General features: G+C 72.3%; 20 protein-coding genes. 9 read left to right on the top strand and 11 right to left on the bottom strand.

The genetic code is table 11. The features are described from left to right. Positions 1–48 precede the first annotated feature (48 nt). On the top strand, positions 49–1110 hold the full coding sequence (locus tag AB2L57_RS02635; protein ID WP_409047973.1) for a threonine aldolase family protein: 1062 nt from the start codon (positions 49–51) through the stop codon (positions 1108–1110). A gap of 5 nt (positions 1111–1115) precedes the next feature. Here AB2L57_RS02635 and AB2L57_RS02630 read toward each other — a convergent pair whose 3' ends face one another. Next, positions 1116–1952, bottom strand: coding sequence for a helix-turn-helix domain-containing protein (locus AB2L57_RS02630; RefSeq protein ID WP_409047972.1), 837 nt, complete (start codon positions 1950–1952; stop codon positions 1116–1118). A gap of 14 nt (positions 1953–1966) precedes the next feature. Then, positions 1967–2596 carry an NUDIX hydrolase family protein gene (locus AB2L57_RS02625; protein WP_409047971.1) on the bottom strand — a complete coding sequence of 210 codons (630 nt, stop codon included), beginning with the start codon at positions 2594–2596 and terminating at the stop codon, positions 1967–1969. Positions 2597–2751: 155 nt separating this feature from the next. Here AB2L57_RS02625 and AB2L57_RS02620 point away from each other — a divergent pair, with 155 nt between their 5' ends. The 3 genes from AB2L57_RS02620 (at position 2752) to AB2L57_RS02610 (ending at position 9055) form a co-directional block, all read left to right on the top strand. Continuing rightward, on the top strand, positions 2752–3426 hold the full coding sequence (locus AB2L57_RS02620; RefSeq protein ID WP_409047970.1) for an alpha/beta hydrolase: 675 nt from the start codon (positions 2752–2754) through the stop codon (positions 3424–3426). Positions 3427–3507: 81 nt separating this feature from the next. Beyond that, positions 3508–8283 (top strand): DEAD/DEAH box helicase, encoded by a 4776-nt coding sequence (locus tag AB2L57_RS02615; protein WP_409048665.1) that lies wholly within the window; start codon positions 3508–3510, stop codon positions 8281–8283. Continuing rightward, positions 8276–9055 carry a DNA-formamidopyrimidine glycosylase family protein gene (locus AB2L57_RS02610; protein ID WP_409047969.1) on the top strand — a complete coding sequence of 260 codons (780 nt, stop codon included), beginning with the start codon at positions 8276–8278 and terminating at the stop codon, positions 9053–9055. Before AB2L57_RS02615 ends, AB2L57_RS02610 begins: the two co-directional genes overlap by 8 nt. Before the next feature lie 13 nt (positions 9056–9068). On the opposite strand, the gene AB2L57_RS02605 is transcribed toward AB2L57_RS02610, so the two are convergent. Beyond that, positions 9069–9725 carry a YitT family protein gene (locus AB2L57_RS02605; RefSeq protein ID WP_409048664.1) on the bottom strand — a complete coding sequence of 219 codons (657 nt, stop codon included), beginning with the start codon at positions 9723–9725 and terminating at the stop codon, positions 9069–9071. A gap of 93 nt (positions 9726–9818) precedes the next feature. Between AB2L57_RS02605 and AB2L57_RS02600 the strand changes: the two genes are divergently transcribed. From AB2L57_RS02600 to AB2L57_RS02585, 4 genes are all read left to right on the top strand, one after another. Then, positions 9819–10847: a phosphodiester glycosidase family protein gene (locus tag AB2L57_RS02600; RefSeq protein ID WP_409047968.1), complete on the top strand. Its 1029-nt coding sequence runs from the start codon at positions 9819–9821 to the stop codon at positions 10845–10847. 12 nt (positions 10848–10859) lie between these two features. Then, complete coding sequence (locus AB2L57_RS02595; protein WP_409047967.1) at positions 10860–11942, top strand: glycosyltransferase; 1083 nt, start codon at positions 10860–10862, stop codon at positions 11940–11942. A 61-nt stretch (positions 11943–12003) separates the two neighbouring features. Next, entirely contained in the window at positions 12004–12411 is a 408-nt protein-coding gene (locus tag AB2L57_RS02590) for a transferase (RefSeq protein ID WP_409047966.1), read from the top strand. A gap of 74 nt (positions 12412–12485) precedes the next feature. Continuing rightward, positions 12486–13244, top strand: a complete 759-nt coding sequence (locus AB2L57_RS02585; RefSeq protein ID WP_409047965.1) for a LysR substrate-binding domain-containing protein — start codon at positions 12486–12488, stop codon at positions 13242–13244. A 253-nt stretch (positions 13245–13497) separates the two neighbouring features. Here the strand turns inward: AB2L57_RS02585 and AB2L57_RS02580 are convergent, their stop codons facing one another. From AB2L57_RS02580 to AB2L57_RS02565, 4 genes are all read right to left on the bottom strand, one after another. After that, positions 13498–15978: a CHAT domain-containing protein gene (locus tag AB2L57_RS02580; RefSeq protein WP_409047964.1), complete on the bottom strand. Its 2481-nt coding sequence runs from the start codon at positions 15976–15978 to the stop codon at positions 13498–13500. A 52-nt stretch (positions 15979–16030) separates the two neighbouring features. Then, on the bottom strand, positions 16031–17743 hold the full coding sequence (locus AB2L57_RS02575) for a S8 family serine peptidase (RefSeq protein WP_292813218.1): 1713 nt from the start codon (positions 17741–17743) through the stop codon (positions 16031–16033). A 61-nt stretch (positions 17744–17804) separates the two neighbouring features. Beyond that, the gene (locus AB2L57_RS02570; RefSeq protein ID WP_292813220.1) at positions 17805–18272 is read right to left on the bottom strand and encodes a hypothetical protein; all 468 of its coding nucleotides are present in this window, start codon (positions 18270–18272) and stop codon (positions 17805–17807) included. Further along, positions 18265–18933, bottom strand: coding sequence for an RNA polymerase sigma factor (locus AB2L57_RS02565; protein WP_292813223.1), 669 nt, complete (start codon positions 18931–18933; stop codon positions 18265–18267). The genes AB2L57_RS02570 and AB2L57_RS02565 overlap by 8 nt, the downstream gene beginning before the upstream one ends. An 82-nt stretch (positions 18934–19015) precedes the next feature. Between AB2L57_RS02565 and AB2L57_RS02560 the strand changes: the two genes are divergently transcribed. After that, positions 19016–19765 carry a glutamine amidotransferase-related protein gene (locus AB2L57_RS02560; protein WP_292813226.1) on the top strand — a complete coding sequence of 250 codons (750 nt, stop codon included), beginning with the start codon at positions 19016–19018 and terminating at the stop codon, positions 19763–19765. A 21-nt stretch (positions 19766–19786) separates the two neighbouring features. Here AB2L57_RS02560 and AB2L57_RS02555 read toward each other — a convergent pair whose 3' ends face one another. From AB2L57_RS02555 to treY, 4 genes are all read right to left on the bottom strand, one after another. Further along, positions 19787–20605 carry a tryptophan-rich sensory protein gene (locus AB2L57_RS02555; protein ID WP_292813228.1) on the bottom strand — a complete coding sequence of 273 codons (819 nt, stop codon included), beginning with the start codon at positions 20603–20605 and terminating at the stop codon, positions 19787–19789. Positions 20606–20863: 258 nt separating this feature from the next. Then, the gene (locus tag AB2L57_RS02550; RefSeq protein WP_409047963.1) at positions 20864–21910 is read right to left on the bottom strand and encodes an isopenicillin N synthase family dioxygenase; all 1047 of its coding nucleotides are present in this window, start codon (positions 21908–21910) and stop codon (positions 20864–20866) included. Positions 21911–22071: 161 nt separating this feature from the next. After that, positions 22072–23811, bottom strand: a complete 1740-nt coding sequence (treZ, locus tag AB2L57_RS02545; RefSeq protein ID WP_409047962.1) for a malto-oligosyltrehalose trehalohydrolase — start codon at positions 23809–23811, stop codon at positions 22072–22074. Between the two features lie 53 nt (positions 23812–23864). Continuing rightward, complete coding sequence (gene treY / locus AB2L57_RS02540; protein WP_409047961.1) at positions 23865–26249, bottom strand: malto-oligosyltrehalose synthase; 2385 nt, start codon at positions 26247–26249, stop codon at positions 23865–23867. Between the last annotated feature and the right edge of the window lie 15 nt (positions 26250–26264).

Here is a 26264-nt window from a genome sequence, read left to right as displayed (position 1 = left end):
GACAGGCTCAGGGGCCGAAGCCGCGCACGACGAATCTAGGCTGGGTGGGTGACACCCCTCCACGACAGCGCCGTGCGCGGCTTCGCCTCCGACAACTACTCCGGCATCCATCCCGACGTCCTCGCCGCGATCGCGACGGCGAACGACGGCCACCAGGTCGCGTACGGAGAGGACGCCTACACGGAGCGCCTGCAGCTCGCGTTCGCCGCGCACTTCGGCGCGAGCGTCGAGGCGTTCCCGGTCTTCAACGGCACCGGCGCCAACGTCGTGGGCCTGCAGTCGATGCTGCCGCGCTGGGGCGCGGTCGTGGCGGCCTCGTCCGCGCACATCAACGTCGACGAGGGCGGCGCGCCCGAGCGCGTCGCGGGCATCAAGATCCTCACCGTGCCCACGCCCGATGGAAAGCTCACGCCCGAGCTGATCGACCGCGAGGCGTGGGGCTTCGGCGACGAGCACCGGGCGCAGCCGCTCGCGGTCTCGATCACGCAGTCCACCGAGCTCGGCACCGTGTACACCCCCGACGAGGTGCGCGCGATCGCCGACCACGCGCACGGGCTGGGCATGCGCGTGCATATGGACGGCGCGCGCATCGCCAACGCGGCCGCCTCCCTCGGCGTGCCGCTGCGCGCCTTCACACGCGATGCGGGCGTCGACGTGCTCAGCTTCGGCGGCACCAAGAACGGGGCGATGCTCGCCGAGGCGATCGTCGTGCTCGATGCGGCAGCATCCGAGGGACTGCGCTATCTGCGCAAGCTCGATATGCAGCTGTCCTCGAAGATGCGCTTCGTCTCGGCCCAGCTGCTCGCGCTCGTCGAGGGCGACCTGTGGCTGCGCAACGCGTCGCACGCCAACGCGATGGCGGCGCGACTGCGCCAGGCCGTCGAGGCGGGCATCGCCGACGGCAAGATCCGGGGCGTGGCGTTCACGCAGCCGACGCAGGCCAACGCGCTGTTCGCGACGCTCCCGGCCGGCGTCGCCGACCGGCTGCGCGAGAAGTTCCGCTTCTACGACTGGGATGCCTCGCGCGACGAGGTGCGCTGGGTCTGCTCGTTCGACACCACCGTCGACGACGTCGACGCCTTCGCGGCGGAGCTCGCCCGCCTGACCTGATCGTCTCAGCCGGACCGGGGCCGCCCGGTCAGCACGCTCGCGAGCGTGGGCCGCCAGTGCCGCGCGACGTATTCGACGGCCTCGTCGACCCCGAGCGATCTCGTGGAGTTGCCCACCCGCACCCACAGATCGGTCGAGCCGCCGTCCTTGGACTGGGTGAGGAATACCGGCTTCGGTGAGGGCGGGCAGTTCAGAGCGCACACCGTCGCCCCGCCCGGCGCCGCCGCAAACTGGATGTGCGGCAGCGCCGCGGCATTGCGACCCAGCAGAGTCGACATCAGGTCGCGCAGCCACAGCTCGAACCGGTCGTGGTCGGGTGTGCGCAGGGTCGCCAGATCGCGGTCGAGCCCGATCGCCTCGCCCGCATCGTTCGCGCCGATCACGAGCACACCGCCGCGGGAGTTCAGGAACGCGGCGACGGTCTTCGCGATCGCGAGCTCCATGCGCGGGTCCTTCTTCTGCTCCCGCACGTTCCAGCGCGCGGTCTCCTTGAACTCGACGGTGTCGGACTCTCCCGCAGCGAGCACGGCGGCAGCATCCACGTCGTCGTACCCTGGCCGCACCAGCGCCGCGACCGCCGCCGTCACGAAGGCAAGGCCGATGCTCGAGCCGACGGTGAGCAGGATGGTCGTCGGCATCCAGAGGCGCTGACCGTAGAACAGAAGGCCCGACAGGAGCAGGCCCAGGCTGATCCCGAGCAACGAGACGATCGTCATGGTCGTCAAGCTCAGCCGCAGGCGCTGACCGAACAGGCGGCGCATCGCCCAGGCCACGACGTAGGCGATGCCGAGGACGATCGGCAGCGCGACGGCGAAGTCGACCAGGAGAGGGCTCTGCGGCATCCGACCCGCGCCCCTCAGCGCAGCGCGCCGACGCTCGCCAGTGCCAGCCGCACGAGGGTGCCGCGGCCGCCCTCCATCTCGGAGGCGAGCGAGTCGGAACAGGCCTCGGCCGGTGTCATCCAGGTCACCTCGAGGGCATCCTGACGCGGCTCGCACGTGCCCGTGACGGGCACGACGAAGGCGAGCGAGACCGCGTGCTGCCGGTCGTCGTGAAAGGCGCTGAGTCCCGGCATCGGGAAGTACTCGGCGACGGTGAAGGGCGTCGGCTGCGGGGGCAGCAGGGGGAACGCCATCGGGCCGAGATCGTTCTCGAGGTGGCGGAACAGCGCGTCGCGCACCGTCTCGCCGTACCGCACGCGCCCGCTGACGATCGTGCGGGTGATCTCCCCGACGGGGGTCGCCCGCAGCAGGATGCCGACCTCGGTCACGGTGCCGACGCCGTCGGTGCGCACGGGCACCGCCTCGACGTACAGCATCGGCATGCGGCGGCGGGCCTCGGCGAGCTCGATGTCGCTCAGCCACCCCGGATTGGCGGATGTGCCCTGCGAGGGCGTGCCGAACGAGGTCATGCCGCCGAGCGGATCGCGGGGGTTCCCGTCATCGTCGCGCTCGTCGGGGTCGGGGTCAGGTGTGCGCACCGGCATGCCTCCTGTATACCCCAGCCGTCGGCGTGGGTCGCCCTGGGGGGTGGGCGCGGCGCGGGGTCACTTCCGCTGTCGCGACGCCCAGCATCCACGTCCCGCGACCCCGGCACCCGGCTCCCACCGGCACGGCCGGGCGGGTGTCGGCGGTGTTTGCCATGATGGGGCGCATGGTGGATGCTGCGCTCACGCCCGCGCTCGATCCGAGCCTCGCTCTGTGGTCGGGTGATCCCGACGGACGTCCCCTGCTGGTGCTGCTGCACGGGTACGGCGCCGACGAGCGCGACCTCTTCGCTCTGGTTCCCCATCTGCCGCCCGATTTCGCCGTCGCCGCGGTCCGCGCTCCGCTCACGCCGCCCTTTCCGGCGCCCGGATTCTCCTGGTACGCGATCGAGGGGCTCCGCGGACGCGACCCCGAGGGCGTGACGCGGGGTGCGGAACGACTGATCGAATGGGTCGACGCGCACGCCGCGGGTGCGGCGTCCATCGGTCTTCTCGGCTTCTCGCAGGGCGGGGCGATCGCCCTGCAGGCCCTACGGCTGCGGCCTGATCGGTTCGCGTTCGCCGTCAACCTGAGCGGCTACGCCGCGCCGGGGCCGCTGCCGGGCGACGCCGCGCTGGCCGCTCGCCGGCCGCCGGTCTTCTGGGGGCGGGGGGCGCGCGACGAGGTGATCCCGCCGCCGCTGATCGCGCACACGACCGAGTGGCTGCCCTCCCACGCCGACCTGTCGGGTCGGGTCTACGCGGGGCTCACCCACAGCGTCTCGGAGCCGGAACTGGCGGATGTCCGGGAGTTCCTGCGGGCACGGCTGGACGCCGACACCTCGGGCTGATCCCGCGCGAGGACGTCCGAACCGTCTCGGAGATGCGCAACCCCCGACCCGATGTCGGAGGTCGGGGCCAAGATGGATGCGATGGGCGACGTGCTCGAGCGTTTCGGCCCCGCGACACAGGAGTGGTTCCGCGGGGCTTTCGCCGCGCCCACCCCTGCGCAGATCGGCGCGTGGCAGGCCGTCTCGGCGGGGCGGCACGCCCTGGTGGTCGCCCCCACAGGGTCGGGCAAGACGCTCTCCGCCTTCCTCTGGGCCATCGACCGGGTCTTCCGCGAGAAGCCGATCGTCGCGCATGACCCCGCGCCGCGCGGACGCCGACGCGGGGCGGCCCGCTCACGCACCGGCATCCTCTACATCTCCCCGCTCAAGGCCCTCGGCGTCGACGTCGAGCGCAACCTGCGCTCGCCCCTCGTCGGCATCGGGCAGTCGGCGCGGCGGCTGGGCGTCGCCCTGCCCGAGGTCACGGTCGGCGTGCGCTCGGGGGACACACCCTCGAACGAGCGCCGCCGCCTGGTACAGGAGCCGCCCGACATCCTGATCACGACGCCGGAATCGCTCTACCTCATGCTCACGAGCCAGGCGGGCGAGACCCTGCGGGAGGTGCACACCGTCATCGTCGACGAGGTGCACGCGGTGGCGGCCACCAAGCGCGGCGCTCATCTGGCGGTCAGTCTCGAGCGCCTCGACGCGATGCTCGAGCGCCCCGCGCAGCGCATCGGGCTCTCGGCCACCGTCCGTCCCATCGACGAGGTCGCGCGGTTCCTGGGCGGTTCCGCGCCCGTCGAGATCGTGGTGCCCAAGGCGAGCAAGGCATTCGATCTGCGCGTGGTCGTTCCGATCGACGACATGCTCAATCCCCCGCCACCGCCCGGGGCCCGCGCGGGCACGGTCGCCGCTGACGGCGCCGCCACGGGGCCGGGCGCGACCGACCCCGACGGCGCGCCCGAGTGGTTCGCCGCCGACAGCCGGCTGCGCCCCGAGAGCACCGAGATGACGGGGTCGGTGTGGCCCCACGTCGAGGAGGCGATCGTCGACCGCATCCTCGAGAACCGCTCGACCATCGTCTTCTCCAATTCGCGACGCCTCGCCGAGCGACTGACGGGGCGGCTGAATGAGATCTACGCCGAGCGACTCGGTCTCGATCCGCCCGACGCGGCGCAGCCGGCGCAGCCCGCGGCGATCATGGCCCAGGCCGGTGCCGACGCGGGTGCCCCGCCCGTGCTGGCCCGCGCTCATCACGGCTCCGTGTCCAAAGAGCAGCGCGCGCAGGTCGAAGAAGACCTCAAGGCCGGGCGCCTGCGCTGCGTGGTCGCCACCAGCAGCCTCGAGCTCGGCATCGACATGGGTGCGGTCGACCTGGTCATCCAGGTCGAGGCGCCCCCGTCCGCCGCGAGCGGCCTGCAACGCGTCGGACGCGCCGGTCACCAGGTCGGCGAGGTCAGCCGGGCCTACCTCTTTCCGAAGCACCGTGCCGATGTGCTGCACACGGCGATCACGACCGAGCGGATGCTGTCGGGCAGCATCGAGGCGATCTCGATCCCGCAGAACCCGCTCGACATCCTCGCGCAGCAGACGGTGGCAGCATCCGCCCTCGGCGAGCTCGCCGTCGAGGAGTGGTATGAACAGGTCCGGCGCAGCGCGCCCTTCCGCACCCTGCCGCGATCGGCGTTCGAGGCGACGCTCGACCTTCTTGCAGGACGCTATCCGTCCGACGAGTTCGCCGAGCTGCGCCCGCGCATCGTCTGGGACCGCGATGCGGGCACGATCGCGGGGCGCCCCGGGGCGCAGCGGCTGGCGGTGACCAGCGGCGGCACGATCCCCGATCGAGGGCTTTTCGGTGTGTTCGTGGCCGGCGAGACCCGCAACGCCCGCGTCGGCGAACTCGATGAGGAGATGGTCTACGAGTCGCGGGTCAACGACGTCTTCACGCTGGGCACGACCAGCTGGCGCATCGTCGAGATCACCCACGACAGGGTCAACGTGCTGCCGGCCTACGGCCAGCCGGGCAAGCTGCCGTTCTGGCACGGCGACGGGCTCGGCCGGCCCGCCGAGCTGGGCGCAGCGTTGGGCAGGCTCTCGCGCGAGCTGTCGTCGGCGTCCGCCGAGAAGGCCCGGGGGCGACTTCGGGATGCCGGGCTCGACGAGCGCGCGATCGGCAACCTGCTGGCGTACCTCGCCGAGCAGAAGGAGGCCACGGGCAGCCTTCCGACCGACCGCACGCTGACCGTCGAGCGCTCCCGCGACGAGGTCGGCGACTGGCGGGTCATCTTGCATTCCCCGTACGGCATGAGCGTGCACGCGCCGTGGGCGCTCGCCGTGGGCGCCCGCATCCGCGAGCGACTCGGCGTCGAGGGATCGGCGGTCGCGAGCGACGACGGCGTGATCGCGCGCATTCCCGACACCACGGCCGAACCACCCGGTGCCGAGCTGTTCGTGTTCGACCCCGACGAGCTCGAGCAGATCGTCACCGACGAGGTCGGCGGCTCGGCGCTGTTCGCCTCGCGGTTCCGCGAGTGCGCGGCGCGCGCCCTGCTGATGCCCCGCGTCAACCCCAGCAAGCGCAGCCCGCTCTGGCAGCAGCGGCAGCGATCGGCGCAGCTGCTCGAGGTCGCCAAGCGCCACCCCACGTTCCCGATCATCCTCGAGACCCTGCGCGAGGTGCTCCAGGACGTCTACGATCTCCCCGCCCTTCTCGGTCTGCTGCGCAGCATCGGCGATCGCCGCATCCGGCTCGTCGAGACGACGACCACGCAGCCCTCGCCGTTCGCCCGCGACCTTCTCTTCGGATATGTCGGTGCGTTCATGTACGAGGGCGACTCGCCCCTCGCTGAGCGGCGGGCGGCGGCGCTGTCGGTCGACCCCGCGCTGCTGTCCGAGCTGCTGGGCCGGGTCGAGATGCGCGAGCTGCTCGACCCGGACGTGATCGCGCAGTTCGAGCGCGAGGCGCAGCGCCTCGATCCCGAACGCCGCGTGCGGGGCGTCGAGGGCGTCGCCGATCTGCTGCGACTGCTCGGCCCGCTCGATGCCGACGAGGTCGCGCCACGGCTCGAACCACCGGGCGCGTCCGCATCCGCAGGCGAGCTGCGGCTCGACGGCGACCGGCCGCGCTCCGACTCCGGGGCGAGCATCGCCGAGGCGCAGCAGCTTCTCGACGCGCTCGTCGACGCCCGCCGCGCGATCGCGGTGCAGATCTCCGGCACCGCGCGCGTGGCCGCGATCGAGGACGCCGGCCGTCTCCGCGACGCTCTCGGCGTCGCCCTGCCCGTGGGCCTCCCGCTCGCCTTCCTCGAGCCGGTGGCCGACCCCCTCGCCGACCTGGTCGCACGTCACGCGCGCACACACGGCCCCTTCACGACCGATGCCGTCGCCCGACGCCTCGGCGTCGGCGTGGCCGTCGCGCGTCAGACGCTGCATCGGCTCGAGTCGCAGGGGCGCGTGTCGAGCGGCTTCTTCCTGCCGGCCACCGCAGACAGCCGCGACGAGACCGAGTGGTGCGACACCGAGGTGCTGCGCCGCCTGCGCATGCGGTCACTCGCCGCGATCCGGGGCAGTGTCGAACCGGTCGCGCCCGAGGCGTTCGCGCGCTTCGCTCCAGTGTGGCAGCACGTCACGAGACCTCTCGAGGGCATCGACGGCGTCGCCGCGGCGATCGAGCAGCTCGCGGGCGTGCCGATCCCCGCCAGCGCCTGGGAATCGCTCATCCTTCCCGCCCGCGTGGGCGATTACACCCCGGCGCTGCTCGACGAGCTGACCGCCACCGGTGAGGTCGTGTGGTCGGGCAACGGGTCGCTGCCCGGGCGCGACGGCTGGATCTCCCTGCATCCCGCCGACGCCGCGCCCTACACTCTCGCGCCCTCCGACGTCGACTTCGCGCCCGATTCGCTCGAACAGCGCCTGATCGACGAGCTGTCCTCGGGCGGAGCGTGGTTCGCGGGGCAGCTGCGTCAGTCCGTGGATGCCGCGAACGAGCAGTCCGTCATCGAGGCGCTCTTCACCCTGATGTGGGCGGGCCGGGTCACCAACGACACCTTCGCACCCGTGCGCACCCTCCTCGGCGGAGGGTCGCAGGCCCATCGCACCGCCAGGCGCACCCCGCGCTCGCGGATGTTCCGCGGGACGCCGCTGTCGCGCCCGAGCGCGGCACCGCCCCGTGCGTCCGCGACCGGTGGCCGCTGGTCTCTGCTGCCGAGCCCCGAACCCGACGCGGCCGCGCGGGCCACGGCCACGGCATCCCTGCTACTCGACCGCTACGGCGTCGTCACGCGCGGTTCGGTGCAGGCGGAGGGGGTGCCCGGCGGGTTCGCTCAGGTCTATCGCATCCTCGCGGGCTTCGAGCAGGCGGGCCACTGCCGGCGCGGCTACCTGATCGAGAGGCTCGGGGCGGCGCAGTTCGCGACATCGCCGACCATCGACCGCCTCCGCGAGTTCGCAGCCCTGCCCGACCCCGCCCCGCTCCGCGCCCTGACCCTCGCCGCGACCGACCCCGCCAACCCGTACGGCGCGGCGCTGCCGTGGCCGGCGATCGAGGGCGTGACCCATCGTCCCGGCCGCAAGGCGGGCGGTCTCGTCTCGATCGTCGACGGGGCCCTCGCCCTCTACCTGGAGCGCGGGGGCAAGTCGGCCCTCGCCTTCACCGACGACGAGGGCGTGCTGCAGGCGGCGACCCGCAGTCTCGCCACCGTCGCCCGCACCCGCCGCCTCGACACGCTCACGATCGAACAGGTCAACGGCGCCTTCGTGTACGGCACGGACGTGGGCCGCGCGTTGCGCGAGGCCGGGTTCGTCGAGTCTCCGCGCGGCCTCACGCTGCGCCGCGTGACCGCGGGCGACGCCGCACGCGAGGCCACTCGTGCCTGAGGGCGACACCGTCTGGCGCACCGCGCACCATCTGCACGCCGCGCTCGCGGGCGCCGTCGTGACCCGCTTCGACATCCGCGTGCCCGGCAGCGCGACGGCCGACGTCACCGGTCAGACCGTGCGCGAGGTCGTGCCCCGCGGCAAGCACATCCTGCACCGCTTCGACGAGCTCACGCTGCACTCGCATCTGAAGATGGAGGGAGAGTGGCACGTCTATCCGACCGGCGCGCGGTGGCGGGCTCCCGGTTTCAAGGCTCGCGTGATCGTCGGGACCGCGGATCACGACACGGTCGGCTTCGACCTGGCCATGGTCGAGGTGCTCCCCACCCGAGATGAGGACCGCGTCATCGGCCACCTCGGACCCGATCCCCTCGCCGACGATTGGGACCCCACCGAGGCCGCGCGGCGGCTCGCCGCCGACACCCGCGCCGCGCACGTCGCGCTGCTCGATCAGCGCAACGTCGCCGGGTTCGGCAACGAGTACGCCAACGAGCTGCTCTTCGTGCGCGGCATCCATCCCGAGACGCCCACGGCCGAGGTCGACACCCGCGCGCTCGTCGAACTCGGGGCCCGCATGATCCGCCAGAACCTCCCCGGCCCCGGTCGCACCTTCACGGGCGACTCCCGCCCGGGCCGGTCCACCTGGGTGTACGGCCGCGAGCGCAGACCCTGCCGGCGGTGCGGCACGGGAATCCGCGCGATGTCACTCGGCGCGTCCGAGACGAGTCGGCGCAACGTCTTCTGGTGCCCGCGCTGCCAGCCGCCGACCTGACGGCGGTCCCCGCTCAGTGGCCGATGTAGCGCCCCGGCCGATGGTTCAGCGCCAGCACGAGGTTCAGCAGGACCGCGCCGGCCGCCGACATCATGACGCTCGGCCACGGCACGACGAAGACCGCCGACGCGATGATCAGCACGTCGAAGGCCATCTGCGTCCATCCGGCGCGCACGCCGAAGCGCTCCTGCGCGACGAGCGCGATGATGTTGATGCCGCCGAGGCTCGCGCGATGGCGGAACAGGATCAGCAGACCGATCCCGGCCAGGAGGTTGCCGGCGAGCGTGCCGTAGATCGCGTTCATCCCGAGAATGGGGAACAGCCGGTCGTGCACCACCGAGAACGCCGAGACGAGGCCGATCGCCAGGGCGGTGCGCAGCGTGAAATCCAGGCCCTTCTTCCACAGCGCCAGCGCCGCGAAGGGCAGGTTGATGACCGCGAACACCAGCCAGAACGGCCACGGCGTCGCATAGCCCACGAGCAGCGCGAGCCCGGCCGTGCCACCGGTGACCGCGTCGCTCGCCTGCAGCAGGTGCAGTCCGAGCGACGCCGTGAAAGTGCCCGCCAGCAGCCCGAGCACGTCTTCCGGGATGCTGTGGGCCGTGTCGTCCGCGGGAAACACCAGGGTCGCTGAGGTCTCGGCGGGCGGCTCACCCTCGGCATCCGGCATGCGTGTCACCGTCCCATCCTCGCAAAGCCGCCGATAGCGCACGCATAGCCGCGCCCTATCGTGCTCTTCGGCACGGCCCGTACAACAGCATCCATGAACGTCTCAGACCCGACCCCCGGCGCCCCGCCGACGCACGCGCCCCGCTCCCGCCGCTCCCCCCGCGCCCGCCGCCTCCGACGTCTGCGCCTCGGGCTCATCGCGACGGGCCTCGTCATCGTGCTGACCGCCGGCGGCGGCGCCGTGTGGGCGCTCGATCGATTCGTCGTGCCGCACGTCGAGATCGCCGATGTCGAGGCATACGAAGCCGAACAGGGGGCGGCCGCGACGACCGAGGACGACGCGCAGACGACGGCGGCCGGCGGTGCGGTCGCGACCGACACGGGATACAGCTCCGATGACGCCGACATCGAGATCTCGACCGTCGTCACCGGGACGGGCGATGAGACCGTCACGTACTACGTCGCCGAGGTGACACTCGGCGACGCGACGGTGCTGCGAAGCGCATTCGCGAACAACCAGTTCGGCGAGAACATCACCGATCTTGTCAGCTCGATCGCCGCCGAGCACGATGCGATCTTCGCGATCAACGGCGACTACTACGGGTTCCGCGACACGGGCATCGTGATCCGCAACGGCGTGGTCTATCGCGACGATCCCGCCCGCGAGGGCATCGTCTTCTACACCGACGGCACGGCCGAGATCTACGACGAGACGACCACCTCGGCCGACGAGCTTCTCGCCGAGGGCGCCTGGAACACCCTGAGCTTCGGCCCCGCGATCGTCGAGGACGGTGCCGTCGTGGCCGGCATAGACGACGTCGAGATCGACACGAACGTCGGCAACCACTCGATCCAGGGCGACCAGCCGCGCACCGCCGTCGGCGTCATCGACGACAATCACCTCGTCTTCGTCGTCGTCGACGGTCGCGACGAAGGCTACAGCGCGGGCGTCGACCTGACCGAGCTCGCGCAGATCATGCTCGAGCTCGGCGCGACGACCGCCTACAACCTCGACGGCGGCGGCTCGAGCACCATGTACTTCGGCGGCGCGGTCATCAACCAGCCCTCGAACGGCGGCGAACGGGCCACGAGCGACATCCTGTACATCGCGGCGGCGGGCTGACCCGTGCATGTCGTGCTGATTCCCTCCTACGAACCGGACACACGCCTGATCGAACTCGTGCACGCCCTGCGCACCGACGATCCGTCGGCGGCCGTCGTCGTCGTGAACGACGGGTCGGGGCCGCGATTCGCGCCGATCTTCGACGAGGTCGCGCGCCGTGGGGCGCTTGTCCTGCACCACCCCCGCAATCTCGGCAAGGGCGCGGCGTTGAAGACCGGCATCCGCCACGTGCTCGTCGCCCACCCGGGCGCCGGCGTCGTCACCGCCGACGGGGACGGACAGCACGCACCGGCCGACGTCGCCCGCGTGGCCGCCGTCCTCGAGAGCGCGACGTCTTCTCTCGTGCTCGGGATCCGGGCGTTCTCGGGCCGGGTGCCCGCGCGCAGCCGCATCGGCAACACGATCAGCCGCGCCCTGTTCCGCGCTGTGTCGGGACAGTCGATCGGCGACACCCAGACGGGTCTGCGCGGCCTGCCGCCCGCGTCGCTGCCGTGGTTGCTCACCGTGACGGGCGAGCGGTTCGAGTACGAATTCCGGATGCTGCTGCATGCGCGCTCCGCGGGCTTCTCGCTGGTGGAGCACCCCATCGCCACCGTGTACACGGAGGGCAACGCGTCCTCGCACTTCCGGCCCGTGGCGGATTCCGTGCGGGTGTATGTTCCGCTGCTGCGCTTCGCAGCGTCGGCGCTGGTGGCCTTCGCCGTCGACACCGTCGCCCTGCTCGTGCTGCAGGCCCTCACCGGAGCCCTGCTGTTGTCGGTCGTCGGTGCACGGCTGATCAGCGCGAGCGTCAACTTCGCGGCGAACCGGCACGCGGTCTTCGCCCGAGGACGCGACGTCGCCCTGCGCACGGCCATGGCCCGATACGCGTCGCTCGCGGTGCTGCTGCTCGCGGCGAACTTCGGGATGCTGACCGCGCTGACCGACGCGGGGGTGCCGCTTCTCGCAGCGAAGGCGCTCACGGACGCCTCGCTCTTCGCCGTCAGCTTCCAGGTGCAGCGCGCGGTGGTGTTCCGACCCGAATCTTCTCGCGCGACCGGCAATCCGTCCGGCGGAGCACAACGAATCCCTTTCGAGCAAGCCCTGCGGGAATGATCCGGCGGCGTGAAAGGTTATTCCTGTACTCGGCTGACACCCAGAGCCGCAGGAGGAGACAGTGGGCAAGAACTACGTCGACATCGAAAGCGACAGCGGCGAGGTGCTGCGCTACCGCAAGCACGTCAACGGACGAGGCCTCATCGCGCACGGCGCGAAGGTGCACGCGAGCGCGTTCGTCGAATCCGGCGCCTACGTCGAACCGGGCGCGCAGGTCGCGGCGGGTGCACGCATCATGCGCGGCGCGTGGATCGAGCGTGACGCCATGATCGGCCCCGACGCCGTCATCGACGCGCACGCGCACATCGGCTCGCACGCCCTGATCGGCGCGGGCGCACGCATCGGCGTGCGCACCACGGTCGGGCCGCGTGCCCGGGTCGCCGTCGGCGCCCTGATCGGAGACGACGAGGCGATCGTCGAGGGCGGCGCGGTGGCAACCGACCGCCGAGGATTCCACCTCGTGGCGTGACCCCCGACGCCGCGGGGTGGTGCCTGGCCCCGTGTCTCGTCGGCACGCGTCGTGCACCCGGATAACCTGTCGGAATGGCCAAGGGCAAGGGCGGCGCTCGAGCCCCGCGCGGATCATCCCCCCGCGGGCGACGCGCGACGCCGGGCGCGCCCGCCAGAACGCGGGCGCCGGCCCGCGCCTCGACACCGAGCACCCCGGCGGGCGACCCTCACGCGCCGCATCCGGCCGACGGCATCCCGCGCCTTTTCCGGCTCGGCGCCATCCCGGGGGCGACACCGGGCACATGGATCGACCGGTGGCGTGAACGGATGCCGGGGGTCGATCTCGTCCTGACCCCGCTCAGCGTCGCGGCCCAGCGCACGGCGCTCCTGGACGGGGCGGTGGACGCGGCCCTCGTGCGGCTGCCGATCGACCGCGACGCGCTGCACGTCATCGTCCTTTATGAGGAGACGCCGGTCGTCGTCTTCGCCGCCGACTCCCATCTTGCGGCGGCTGACGAGCTCGAGGCCGCGGACCTGGACGGCGAGGTGCGCATCGTGCCGCAGGACGACGTGCTGCCGGCGCTCGTTCTGCCCTCGACCGTGGCCCCGTCGTTCGCGGCGCCCGTGGACACCGGCGAGGCCATCGCCACCGTCGCCACCGGTGTGGGCATCGTGGTGGTGCCGATGTCGCTCGCGCGCCTGCATCATCGCCGCGACGTCGCGCACCGACCGCTTGCGGGCGCGGAGCCCTCGCCCGTCGCGCTCGCCTGGCCGGCCGAGCGCACGACGCCCGACGTCGAGGCGTTCGTCGGCATCGTCCGGGGCCGCTCGGCAAACTCCTCCCGCGGCTGAGAGCTCGCGGGCCGTTGGGGCGTCGAATCTCCGTTGGGGCGCGCTGCAGCGCGCCCCAACGTGATTTCAACGCCCCAACGCCGAGCGGGGGATGTCGCCGACCTGGGTCTCTGCGACATCCCCCGGGACCCTTCCGCCGCGAGAACGCCCCCGTACCGCGGCGGCCCGCCCCCAGCGGCGATCCCCCCGGAACGCCGTGCGTGATGCAGGTCCACTCGTCAGGAGCAGCCGCGGGACGCGCTGATACATCGCGTCAGAAACCCGCGCCGTGGCAGAGGAAGGGCGCGATATGGCCCGTCTTCGCGGTCGCGTCGGCGAGCGCGACCGCGGGTGCGAGGCCCGCGGCAAGGCCCTCGTGCACGCCGGCGAGCAGTTCGCAGGCGATGTCATCGGCCACGACGACCGGGGCGGCGACGACGCAGGCGCTGCCGGCATGCAGCCAGGCGCGGGTCATCCCGATCGCCTCCTCCCCCCACCGCACCGACGAGCGACCGCCCTCGCACGCCGAGAGCACGACGACATCGGGCACGCGCGGCATGCGGTCGATGTCGTAGCCGAACAGGGCTCCGTCCGCGAGCTCGAGGCCCGAGAAGAGCGGGTTGTCGACCGCGTGTCTGCCGTGGGCTGCCAGGTGCAGCACCTCGACCACGCCTGCGACGCCCGCCACCCGATCGACGGTGGCGTCATCCCCCGTCGCCACCGTCGCCCCCGCCCAGGCGGATGCTGCCACCCGCGCCTCCTCGTCCCCCCGGGCCACACGGGGGCCGACGACAAAAGCGGCGCGTCTCGGTGCGGGCCGGGTGTCGGCCTCCGCCCGCAGCGCCGCCCACCGCGAGATGGAGGGGGCAAGGGTGAGAACGCGCCCGCGCATCGCGGGAAGCATCGTCCACGGCACGCCGGTGAGGACGCCCGGCACGGTGATCACCACCCGCGCGGGGTCCGGCTGCGCGAACACGGGATCGACCAGCAGAGCCGACAGCCGGGCGAGGCGATCCTGCAGAGCGCGCCCCACGACGCCGGCGAGCGGACCGGCCTGCACCGATGCCGACATGTCGAGGTCTGCGCGCAGTCCCGTCAGGGCGGGCCGCACGCGCGTCCAGTCCAGCTCGACGATCCGCGTGCCCTCGCGGCCGACCGTGAGGGCGACCAGTCGCACCCCGTCGAAGACGTACGACAGCAGGCTCTCGCCGTCGGCGAGCATGGCGCGGGCGCCGGGCAGGCCGATCCGCGCCTGAACGCCGGCGGCACCCACCGACTCCCACTGGCGCTCACGGGCGCGATCGCGCAGCGCGGCGGCGCGGGGGTCCTCCAGCCAATCGCCGGCGGGGTTCTCGGCCCGGAGCTGACGCAGCTGCGCGAGCTCGGCGGCCAGGCGCGGGTCGGGCGGGGGCCGCAGCGGCACCACCTGCTGACTCATGTGCCGCGCGCGTTCCGACCAGGCGAACACGACGTCGGGGCGCCCTGACCGGAGCGCCGCGGCCAGCCCCGCCCCCAGCAGACCCGCGCCCTGCATCGCGATGGACGTCTGCAGGTCGAGGCTGCCGAACGCCCGGCGCGAGGCCTCGAGCACCGCGAGCCCACGCGCCGCGACACGACGGGCCGCAGCATCCCGTCCCGCCTGCGCGGAACGCGCGGCCGCCACCTCGTGCGCGAGCAGCCGCACCTCGAGCGGCGCGGATGCGTGCACGCGAGGCGGGCGCGGGAGCGCAGATCCGCGGCGGGCGACGCTGAGCGCCTGCGCGAGCCGGAGCGCCGCGGCATCGGCCCGCAGACCATGCCGGTCGAGCATCGCCGCCGTCGCCTCGACCTCCGCCGCCGCGGGCGGCCGACCCGCGGCGGGCACCGGAGCACCCGTCCGGTCGATCCCGGCGCCGGCCAGCAGCGCCCGCAGCCGCACGGCGTCGGCGCGCGCGGTCCAGCTCTCGCTGCCGAGGGCCGCGAATCGGCGGGCGGCGGCACGGGCCACCCGGGCCGCACGCCCGGGCGAATGGGTAAGGATCGAGCGGGCGAGGCTCACCTCGGCCTCGGCGCGGGCCTGGCGCATCCGGTGGGCACCGAAAACCCCCGCGACCCGCTCGAGGATACTCTCGGCCTCGGTCGTGAGCCCCGCGTCCCGCAGCACCTCGGCGCGATCGAGGTCGCCGATCGCGGAGTTGACCGGGGACTGCTCGAACGCGCGTCGCGCGCGGGCCATCCGCGCGAGCGCCTGCACGAGGTCGCCCTCCAGCAGAGCGACGTATCCCCGGTTGTGCTCGGCCATCGCGGCGTCGACGGCACGGTCGGTGCGGGCGTAGTCGCCGGCGGCGCGCTCCAGGTCGGCGCGGGCCGCGACGAGCCGCCGCTCCTGCATGTGGGCGACGCTGCGGTTCATCAGCATCGAGGCGCGATGCTCGGGATCGTCGCCGATGTCGTGGATCGCGCGGTCGAGCCAGGTGATCGCCTCGTCGACGGCTCCGTGATGCAGGGCGAGCACGCCGAGCTGGCCGCGCACGATGGCGGCGGTGTGCGCGGAGACCCGCGCGTCATCGAGCGCGTCGAGGCAGAGTCGTCGCGCAGCATCGGGGTCACCGGTGCGGTCCACGACGTAGGCCAGCGTGCCCGCGATCCGGGCGCGGAGGTCGGCATCGTCGCAACGCGCGGCGGCCGCGGCGAGCGCGCGACGGGCCGCGCCGTTGCGGCCCTCATTGGTGTGGTCGAGGCCGCGACGGTAGAGCTCGTCCGCGGTGAGCGTCACCGCCTCAGCATGGCGCACATCGTGCGCCCGCCGCGACCCTCCGGCCCGCCGCTCATCCCTCCGGTCGCAGGCCCGGCGCGACGCGCTTCTCGAACTCGGCGAGCACCTCGGCGGATGCTGCGCGCAGGGCCTTCACGCGCGCGCCGGTCTCGGCCAGCCCTCCCTCCCGCAGAGCGTGCGTGAGACGGGCGGCGAGCCTGCCCGCGACGAGCGGCGCGGCGAAGGACGTGCCGCTCCACAGGGCGAACCCGCCCCGGAAGTCATCGGGGTCGATGGTCTCCCGGCGTCTGCCGTGGCGATCGTCGCGAGTGCCCGCCTGCGTGCCGCCGAGGAAGGCCGGGGTGGTGCTGAGCACGCCCGCACCGAGCGCGTACGCGTGCACCCAGGGACCGATGTTGGAGAACAGCGCGACGCTGGCGCCATTGGGGTTGAGCGCGCCGATCGCGAGGTGCGGGGCGAGGGCGTCGTCGGCACCCAGACGTTCGTCCTCCGCGCCCGGATACGGCCACAGCGCGGCCGGGAACGCGGGCCGGTCGGTCGAGTCGTTTCCGGCCGAGCAGACCACCGCGACGCCGCGGGCGCGCAGGTCGGCGAGCACGCCGAACAGGTCGATGCTGTACTGCCCGTCCTGCGGCGTCTCGTGGTAATAGCCGAGGGAGAGGTTCAGGACGTCGATCTCGAACCCGCTCTCCACCGCCGCGAGCAGACCTTCCAGCGCATCGATCAGCACCTGCTCGTCGACCGTGCCGAGTCCGTCGGCCACCCGGATCGCGAGGATGTCGGCATCCGGGCACGCCTGGTGCACGATGCCCGCGATGAACGTGCCGTGTCCGGCGACCGGATCCAGGGTGCCATCGAGCACGCCGAACAGGCTGGGGTAGTTCTCGGGGTCGGAGAGCGTGTCGTCCTCGCCGACGGTCGCACCGCCCACCGTCAGCCCGCACGAGACCACGTCGTCCAACCAGTCGTGCACCCCGCATCCCGTGTCCAGCACGGCGACGCGCGGGCGGCGACCCGGTGCGGGCGGGTCATCCGTGCGCCGCGGCGGGCGGGCGCCGACGAAGGCCACCGGCTGGCGGCCGCCGCTGCCCACGAGGGCGTAGCTGTCGGGGCCCGCGGGATTGGAGCGGGTGAACGGATTGGAGCGGGTGAACGGATTCGAACTCGTGAACGGATTGGAGCGGGTGAACGGGTTCGAGCTCGTGAACGGGTTGGCTCCGATCGCGTCGAGGGTCAGGACGTGATCGAGCCCGACCGAGGGCAGGATGCTGCGCGCCAATCGGCGCGCGCGCTGGAGCACACGCCAGGCGTCGGGAAGCGGGCGTGGTTCGAGTGACGGCGACGGCCCGTCACCGGGTGCGGGAGGTTCGGGCGCCGTCTCGGACTCGGGCGCGTTCTGCAGGGCGAAGCGCGTCACCCGCGACTGTCGCCGGCCCTGCGTCTCCAGGCGCACGGCGCTCGGCGCGAGCGGCGGAGCGAACCGGGCGGCCTCGGGCGCCTTCTCGTCGTCGGCGACGGGCGAGGCGACCCAGCCGTACTGCCGCGCCGCCTCCACCACGAAGCGGGCCTCGGTGTCGAGGCCCTGCGCGGTGGAGATCAGCAGCTGGTCGCGGACGTACGCCGTCGGGGCGGGGTCGACCCCCTCGATCACATCGGCACCCACGTCGACGGGGTCGAGGATCGCGGGCACGCGCGCGAGGGCTCGCGCCCTGTCCCGCCAGCTCCAGCCCTGCGGCTCACGCGACGCGCGGATCTCATCGGCCATGTTCATCCCCTCCCGGCGGGCGCGCCCTGCGCCGGCCCCTGATCTTGTCCCGGAGCGGCGCTCACACCTCGAAGTGCGGTGTCATGAACTCCGACATCCCCTCGGCGGTCTTCACGACCATGCGCAGCCGGGTGAGGCCGGGAACGACGCCCTCGAACGCGAACCGCCCGTGCTCGGCGGGCTCCGCGGCCCACTCCCGATCCCCCTGCGCGAGCCGCACCGCGAGCGCCGACGCATCGCACCATCCATCCACACGACGGGTGCCGTCCTCCGCCGCCGAGACATGCAGCAGCACCGTCGTGGTGCCGTCGCTGAACTGCAGCGTCAGGGTGTCGGCGTCACCGCGCACCGCGGCCAGCTGCGCCTGCTCGACGAGAGTCAGCTGGGCGTACTCGCGCGAGAGATCTTCGATCGCCACGGCGGCGATCATGCGGTCCACGAGCTCAGCGGGCATCGGATCCACCCGCTGCCACACCGCGCGCAACGTCGCGAACACGGCCGCGTCCGCGGCGAAATCCTCCTCAGGCATGGGGTCCTCCTCCCCAGCCCGCGTCTTCGAGGGCGACGCGCAGCTTGGCCAGACACCTCTGCCGGGTGGGACCGATCGATCCGACCGGCATGGCGAGGTCGTGGGCGATACGTGCGTAATCCGGCCGCTCATCGAACGCGACGATCCGAAGGAGCCGCTGACAGCGCTCGTTCAGCAGGGCGACGGCGCGCCAGAGCCGGTGGGATTCATCTGCCGTGGACGCCTCGTGCTCCGCGGAGGGCGCCGAGGCCAGCCGAGGCTCCAGCTGTTCGATCTCGGTGGGATCGGCGCGCCGCTGCAGCCTGCTCACCCGCCACGCCTCGCGGCGGGCGCAGGTGGTCAGCCATCCCGAGACGGCACGGGGATCGGCGATGGCGGCGTGACCGCGCACGAGTGTCAGCCAGGTGGTCTGCACGACGTCCTCCGCAAGCGCGCGATCGAGGCCGTACGAGCGCACGACGTGCCACAGCACGGGCGTCATCAGGCGCACGAGATCATCCATCGCCCGTGTATCACCCTTCTGCCAGCGGGTGAAGCATCCGGCCGCCCGTTCCCAGCGCGACGGCTCGGCGAGGGTGGATGCCTCTTCCGGTTCCGCGGGAGCGTCGCGATCGCCGATCGAGTCACCGTCCGCGACACCCTCGGGCTCGACGTCGGTCATGGTGCCCATTGTGTCCACGTATCGGGGAGCGCACCAGGGTCGGCCTGATACATCCGGCGCGCGATCGTCTTAGACTCGCAGGATGACCAGCGCGGTGGCGGGCGGAGCGCCCCTGCTCTATGTGTGCGTACGGCCGCAGTCGGGTGCCGCCGAGGCCGAGTATCGCTCGTTCGGCGAGGCCATGCACGCGGGAGCCGAACGCCTGCACGCCCACGACCTCGTGCACCAGCCGCTGCCCGACGATGTCTTCGACCGTTTCGCGGGGTTCGTCGTCGGCGGAAGCCCGTTCAACGTGGCCGACCCCGAATCGACCAAGACCGACGTGCAGCGCCGCCTCGAGGCCGATCTCGAGAAGATCGCACGGCAGGCGGCATCCGGGCGGACCTCCGCTCTGTTCACCTGCTACGGCATCGGCATCGTGTCGCGGATGCTGGGCGCCGAGGTCACGCGCGGCTTTCCCGAGGACACCGGGCCCACGACCGTGGAGCTGACCGAGGACGGCGAGCGCGACGCGCTCTTCGGGGGGCTCGCGCACCGCTTCCAGGCGTTGACCGCGCACAAGGAGGGCACGGGCGAGGCGCCCCCGGGGGCGGTGCTGCTCGCGCGGGGAGAGGCGTGTCCCGTGCAGGCGTATCGTGTGGGCAGCACGCTCTATGCCACCCAGTTCCACCCCGAGCCCACCGCGGCCGCCTTCATCGACCGCATGGCCGTGTATCGCAACGACGGCTACTTCGAGGCCGAGCGCTTCGACGAGGTCGCGGCGCGCGTGCGGGCGGCCTCCCTCACCGAACCACCGCGTCTGCTCCGCGCGTTCGCCGCGTCGCTGGCGTGAATCTGCGCGGCCGCGCAGGGATCAGTCGCCCTGGGGCCGCAGCAGTCGCAGGCCCGCGACCAGGAGGGGCAGGCCGCCGACCACGACGGCGACGATGAGCGCCGCGATGCCGATCGGCTCGCTGCGCGGTTCATCGAGCAGACGACCCACGGCCAGCCACGCCGCACCCCACGCGATGGCGAGGCCGGGCGCGACGCGCCAACCGCTCGCCCAGGCGATCCCGAGCCCGATCACGCCCAGCACCACGACGACGGCGACACCCCACGCGCTGGCGTGATCGGCCCACGACGTCGGGCCGATCGCCGTCAGCCACGCGGCGACGTTGGCCGCGGAGGCCAGGGTGACCCAGCCGAGGTGCAGGCCGGTGACCCCGTCGATCAGGACGGCGTCGAGGACCCCGTCACCCGGCACCCGCGTGCTGACAGCGCGCTGGAAGGCGACGCACAGCGCCGCGAGCAGCAGGAAGATCACGATCACGGTCGTCCAGATCGGCAGGAGCTGGGCGGCGACCAGCCACATCCCGTTGAGCACGATCGTGAGCGCGATCCACCACCCCAGTGCGCGCTGGCGCGCCGACACGCGCTGCGAGGGCAGCGCCTGCCAGATGACGTATCCGACGAGTCCGAGATAGATGACGGACCAGATCGAGAAGGCGGGGCCCGCCGGCGCGAGGTAGGTGGCGTCGGAGTCCAGGGCTCCGCCCTGCGAGCTCTCCACCGCGGTGCCGCCGAGCCCGCCCACCCCCACCAGCACGGCGACGAGGGTGAATCCGAGCGACGAGACCACGGCGATCTGCCGCACGAGATCGAGCGGCCGGGGTGCGTGCGTGCGCGTCGTCATCCCCACACCCTACGGCGGCCAGACGACCCTGGGCGGGGGTTGACAGCATCCATCACCCGCGCGCGCCTGCGTGTCCCACTTTCTGTCGCTCAGGCGGTCGCACAGCGACAGAATTCGGGACACACCCCGGCCAGGCAAGCAGCAGCCAGCCCTGCGTGTCCCCGGCCAGGCAAGCAGCAGCCAGCCCTGCGTGTCCCACTTTCTGTCGCTCAGGCGGTCGCGCAGCGACAGAAAGTGGGACACAGCCGGGCTGGCGCATCAGTAGCGCTGGCTCGCCAGCACGCGCGCCGACTCGCGCGCTGCCGACGTGTTGGCCCTGCCGGCGCGAGATCCCGCGAGCTTGGCCGCGATGTGCTCGCCGACCGTGATCGGCTCGTAGAGATCGGGATGCTGGGCGTCGATGCAGGAGGGCAGCGTCGTGATCAGCGCGTCGACGTTGCCGTCGTGGAAGTACGCCGCCGAGCGACGACGCTCGATCGTCCCGTCGACGATCGGGGGCTTCACGCGGTGCAGGGTCGACATCCACCGTTCGTTGGTCCACCGCGCGGTCACGTCGCCGAGGTTGATCAGCAGCGCGTCGTCGGCGGGCGAGACGTCGTTCCACGAACCGTCGGCGCCGAGCACCTGCAGCCCCCGCACCTGGTCGGCCCAGAGGATCGTGACGATGCCGTAGTCGGTGTGCTCCCCCATACCCATCAGCTCCCCGTCCAGGCGGATGTCGGTTCCCGCCGGCAGGGCGTAGTTGTTCATGCGCATCACATCGAGGGAGTGGTCGGTGACGCGGTCGAAGAAGTCGGCGTCGAGGCCGAGCGCATCCGCGAAGATGCGCGTCATCACGCGCGCCACCCGCCCCGCCTCGGCGAAGTACGCCTGCACCTGCGCCTCGAAGCCGTCGACGTCCGGCCAGACGTTCTCGGCATAGTCCGGCTGGGGCAGCGAGGGCATGTGCGGATAGTCGGCCTCCCCCGCCCCCACGTTGAACGCCTCGAAGAAGTCGTTCATGCGCGTCGCCGACTCGACGCCGAGCGACAGGGAGAGCGATTCGGACTTCGGCGGACTGTACCCGCGGTTGATCGACGGCGGGGTGCGATACGCCTTCTTGGCCTCGAGATCGAGGGCGAAGAAGCGATCCATGGCATCGGTGAGCCCGGAGATGACGGCATCGGCGATGCCGTGGCCGGTGATCTGGATGAAGCCGACGGTGCGGCAGGCCTCATCGATCTGCCGAGCGACGTCGGCGCGCTCCTCGGGCGAGCCTCCGGTCACATAGGGGGTGATGTCGACGGTGGGGACGTGGAAACTCATTGCAACTCCTCGCAGGAAGAGGTCGCCTCGAAGGGCGACCGTGAATACGGGCAGCCACTTCACGTGTGTCCCAGCGATGTCCGGCGCAGCGCGTCGCCCACGACAGCCTTCGTTAACATGAACGCTGGGCGCGACGATACCGTCGCGAGGTTTCGCCCGCGTTACGCCGACGCGGGACCGACCACCGCCGCGGAGTCCGGGCCCAGGGTGAAGACCCCTCCGGGTTCGCCCGAGACGCCGGCATCCGTCGCCAGCAGCACGGTGTCATCGCCGTGCGCCGCGAAGCCGACCGGGCCGTCGGAGAGGTTCACCAGCACGCGCAGGGCGCCGCGCTCGAGCGCATAGGCGCGGCCCTCTCCCGCGACCCACGACTCGGCATCGCTCGGGGAGAAGGCCGGATCGGTCAGTTCGGGACGCTCGCGCCGCAGTCGGCCCAGGGCGCGGTGCAGGGCGAGCAGGCGCGCGTGTTCACCCTCGGCGGGCTCGGACCAGTCGAGCCTGGATCGCTCGAAGGTCGCCGGATCCTGCGGGTCGGGCACGACCGATTCGTCCCAGCCCATCTGGGCGAACTCCTCGGTGCGACCGGCGCGCACCGCCTCGCCGAGCTCGGGCTCGGGGTGCGAGGTGAAGAACTGCCAGGGTGTCGTGGCCCCCCACTCCTCGCCCATGAAGAGCATCGGCGTATAGGGGGTGGTCAGGTTCAGCACCGCGGCCACGGCCAGGCGTGCGGGCGAGAGGGTCTGCGACAGCCGGTCGCCTGCGGCGCGGTTGCCGATCTGGTCGTGGTCCTGCGCGAACGTGACCAGCCGCCAGCGGGGCACCTCATCGGGGATGGGGTGGCCGTGGTCACGCCCGCGGAACGAGGAGTACGTGCCGTCGTGGAAGAATCCGCGCGTCCAGACCTTGGGCAGCGCGCCCAGGTCGTCGAAGTCCCCGTAGTAGCCGACGGACTCGCCGCTGACCGCGACGTGCACCGCGTGATGGTAGTCGTCGCTCCACTGCGCGGTCAGACCGTATCCGCCGGCCTCGCGCGGCAGGATCAGCTTCGGGTCGTTCATGTCCGACTCGGCGATGAGGGTCAGGGGGCGACCGACGTGCGCCGAGAGGGCGTCGGATGCTGTCGCCAGCTGCTGGAGGATGTGCACCGGGCGGTCGTCGAGCAGCGCGTGCACCGCGTCCAGGCGCAGCCCGTCGACGTGGTAATCGCGCATCCACATCATCGCGTTCTCGACGATGTAGTCCCGCACCGGGTCGGCGTCGAGGTTGACGGAGTCGCCCCACGTGTTGCGGCTGCCCTCGCGCAGATACGGGCCGAACTCGGGCAGGTAGTTTCCGCTCGGACCGAGGTGGTTGTAGACGACGTCCTGGATCACCGCGAGCCCCGCGCCGTGCGCGGCGTCGACGAAGCGCTGATAGGCCGCGGGCCCCCCGTACCCCTCGTGCACCGTGTACCAGAGCACGCCGTCGTAGCCCCAGTTGTGCACCCCGTTGAACCCGTTCACGGGCAGCAGCTCGATGTGCGTGACGCCGAGGTCAGCGAGGTGGTCGAGCTTCGCGACCGCCGAATCCAGGGTTCCCTCGGGAGTGAAGGTGCCGATGTGCAGTTCGTAGATCAGACCTCCGGCCAGCTGACGGCCGGTCCACGTGCCGTCGCTCCACTCGTACGCGCCGGGATCGAAGAACGCCGACGCCTCGTGGACGCCCCGCGGCTGGCGCCGAGAGCGCGGGTCGGGCCGCAGCTGTTCGGAGTCGCCGAGCACGAAGCCGTACTCGGCGCCGTCGGCGAGATCGATCGGCGCGCGCCACCAGCCGTCGCCCGAGGCGATCATCTCGCTGTCGCCGGTGTCGGGGCGGCGCAGTCGCACCCGCGAGGCCTTCGGGGCCCAGACGTCGATCGTCATGTCGTCTCCTCGCTTCGCTCGTCGCTCGATGACCGGTTCGCTTCGCCCGGCGCTCAATGATCCGTCTCAGGCACGAGCAACGCGACCGGATAGAACGACAGCAGCTCGCGCAGCGGTACGCGCCCCGCCTCGAAGCGTCGCCCTGTGAGCGCGTCGATCGTGCCGCCACCGTGTCGCAGCAGCACCGTGTCGCCCCATCCGCCGCGGGCGGCAAGACCCACCGGCAGGCGCGTCGCGACCGCGACGGCGCCTCCCCGGTCGTACGCGATCGCGTGCTCCGCGGCGTCGCCGATCACGGTCATGGGCGTGTACCGCGTGAACAGATGTGCGCGGTCGCGGCGCAGCCGCAGGGCGCGCGATGTCAGCAGCAGCTTCGCCCGGCCCCCGGCATCCACCCCCGGCGTCTCTCCCCGCACGAACGCCTCATCGATCTCGGCCAGCGCACGCGCGCGTTCGACGAAGTCGACCTCGCGGCGGTTGTCGGGGTCGACGAGACTCATCTCCCACAGCTCCGACCCCTGGTACACGTCCGGCACCCCCGGGCCCGTCAGCTGCAGCAGCTTGGCCGACAGCGAGTTGGACCAGCCGTGGGCCGCGATCTCGTCGACGAAGGACGACAGAGCGGCGGATGCTGCCGACACATCGAAGGCGGCATCCACGACCGCGTGCATACGTGCCTCGAACGCCTCGTCGGGATCCCACCAGCCCGTCGCCTCGGCTGCCTCGCGGGCCGCCTTCTCGGCGTAGGCGTGCAGACGCTCGCGGGATGCGGGCCACGCGCCGACGATGGCCTGCCAGAGCAGGTTGTCGAACGGTCCGTGGCCGCTGGAGGCCGCCCCGCGCAGGTCAGCGAGCACCTCCGCCCACCGCTCGGGCATCTCGGCGAGCACGGTCAGGCGCGCACGCACGTCCTCGCCGCGTTTGGTGTCGTGGGTGGACGCGGCCGTCATCGCGTGCGGCCACGACGCCTGGCGGGTCGCGCGTGCCGCGTGGAATCCGGGCACATCGAGTGCGAACACCGACGGGTCCCCGCCCACCTCGGTGAGCGTGCCCAGGCGCGTGTCGCGGTAGAACGCCGTGTCTTCGACGCCCTTCGCCATCACGGGGCCGGTCGTCTGCTCGAAGCGGCGGGCCACCTCGCGTTCGGGGTCGGCCAGCTGCGGCGCGATGCGGTCGATCGCCCCGGCGAGGTCGGGGCGTCGGCGCAGCGCCTCGGCGATCGCGTGATCGAGGTGCTCGCGGCCGGCCGGAAGATAGGAGCGGTAGACGGGAAAACACGCCAGCAGCTCGGCGAGGGCATCGGCCGCGCCCGTGATCGGCTCGTCGAGCAGCCGCACGAGGCGAGCGACCTCGGCGGCCTGGATCGTGTCGGCGATCGTGCGTTTGGTGCCGTGGATGAGATCGCCCCAGGACTGCCGCGGCGCGAGGCCGGAGTCGGCCCGCAACCACGCGTCGAGCGCGTCGAGCCCCGCCTCCCCGGCCGGATCGATGAGCACCCGGTCGACCTCGGCCATCGCGTCGTACCCCGTCGTGCCCTCGGTGTGCCACCACGCGGGCAGGGTCTCACCGTGCTCGAGGATCTTCTCCACCAGCACGTACAGGCCGCCCGTCGCCTCGGCGAGCCGTTCGAGGTAGCCGCCGGGGTCGGCGAGCCCATCGGGGTGATCGATGCGCAGGCCGTCGGCGAGCCCCTCCCGCACCCAGCGCAGGATCTCGACGTGGCTCTCGTCGAACACGCGCGGCACGTCGACCCGGACCCCCGCGAGCGTGGTCACGGCGAAGAACCGCCGGTAGTTGAGCTCACCCGCCTCACGACGCCAGAACATCAGGGCGTAGTGCTGCCGATCATGGACGGCACGCACGACCTCGGCGTCGCCGAGCCGCTCCCGCTCGTCGTCGGCGACCGATTCCTCCGCCAGCGGAAAGGCGTGATCGTAATAGCGCAGCAGACCGAACGGCGCGCGATCGGCGGGCTCGGCGTCCACGACCAGCTCGCCGTTCGCGAGCACATCGTCGAGTTCACCGCCGAGGACCGGTACGCGCACCCGGGCCTCGCCGAAGTCCCAGTCGACGTCGAAAGCCTCCGCATAGTGCGACGTCCGCCCCCGGAGAAGCAGATCCCACCACCACGGGTTGCGCGCGGGCTCGGAGACGCCCATGTGATTGGGCACCGTGTCGATCAGGATGCCCAGCCCCGCCTCGTGCGCCGCGGCGGCGAACCGGTCGAGACCCTCGGCTCCCCCGCGGGCCGGGTCGATCCGCGTCGGGTCGACGACGTCGTACCCGTGGTCTGACCCCGGTGTGGCCTCGAGGAGCGGCGACAGGTAGGCCCAGGACACGCCGAGGTCACGCAGGTAGGGCACGACCCCGGCCGCCGCGTCGAGGTCGAACGCTTCGCGGATCTGGAGCCGGTAGGTCGATACGGGATGCGCGGGCATGTGGAGCCTCCTGCG

This window comes from Microbacterium sp. HA-8, assembly GCF_046111165.1.
Classification (GTDB): domain Bacteria; phylum Actinomycetota; class Actinomycetes; order Actinomycetales; family Microbacteriaceae; genus Microbacterium.
Note: the sequence above shows the minus strand (reverse complement) of the source record. Positions and strands in the feature narration are given on the sequence as shown.

Coding starts and splice junctions, on each gene's coding strand:
- AB2L57_RS02605 (WP_409048664.1), bottom strand. CDS start 9,725: ATGCCGGATGCCGAGGGTGAGCCGCCCGCCGAGACCTCAGCGACCCTG.
- AB2L57_RS02615 (WP_409048665.1), top strand. CDS start 3,508: ATGGGCGACGTGCTCGAGCGTTTCGGCCCCGCGACACAGGAGTGGTTC.
- AB2L57_RS02565 (WP_292813223.1), bottom strand. CDS start 18,933: ATGACCGACGTCGAGCCCGAGGGTGTCGCGGACGGTGACTCGATCGGC.
- AB2L57_RS02555 (WP_292813228.1), bottom strand. CDS start 20,605: ATGACGACGCGCACGCACGCACCCCGGCCGCTCGATCTCGTGCGGCAG.
- treY (WP_409047961.1), bottom strand. CDS start 26,249: ATGCCCGCGCATCCCGTATCGACCTACCGGCTCCAGATCCGCGAAGCG.
- AB2L57_RS02560 (WP_292813226.1), top strand. CDS start 19,016: ATGACCAGCGCGGTGGCGGGCGGAGCGCCCCTGCTCTATGTGTGCGTA.
- AB2L57_RS02585 (WP_409047965.1), top strand. CDS start 12,486: ATGGCCAAGGGCAAGGGCGGCGCTCGAGCCCCGCGCGGATCATCCCCC.
- treZ (WP_409047962.1), bottom strand. CDS start 23,811: ATGACGATCGACGTCTGGGCCCCGAAGGCCTCGCGGGTGCGACTGCGC.
- AB2L57_RS02620 (WP_409047970.1), top strand. CDS start 2,752: ATGATGGGGCGCATGGTGGATGCTGCGCTCACGCCCGCGCTCGATCCG.
- AB2L57_RS02625 (WP_409047971.1), bottom strand. CDS start 2,596: ATGCCGGTGCGCACACCTGACCCCGACCCCGACGAGCGCGACGATGAC.
- AB2L57_RS02600 (WP_409047968.1), top strand. CDS start 9,819: ATGAACGTCTCAGACCCGACCCCCGGCGCCCCGCCGACGCACGCGCCC.
- AB2L57_RS02570 (WP_292813220.1), bottom strand. CDS start 18,272: ATGCCTGAGGAGGATTTCGCCGCGGACGCGGCCGTGTTCGCGACGTTG.
- AB2L57_RS02550 (WP_409047963.1), bottom strand. CDS start 21,910: ATGAGTTTCCACGTCCCCACCGTCGACATCACCCCCTATGTGACCGGA.
- AB2L57_RS02630 (WP_409047972.1), bottom strand. CDS start 1,952: ATGCCGCAGAGCCCTCTCCTGGTCGACTTCGCCGTCGCGCTGCCGATC.
- AB2L57_RS02575 (WP_292813218.1), bottom strand. CDS start 17,743: ATGGCCGATGAGATCCGCGCGTCGCGTGAGCCGCAGGGCTGGAGCTGG.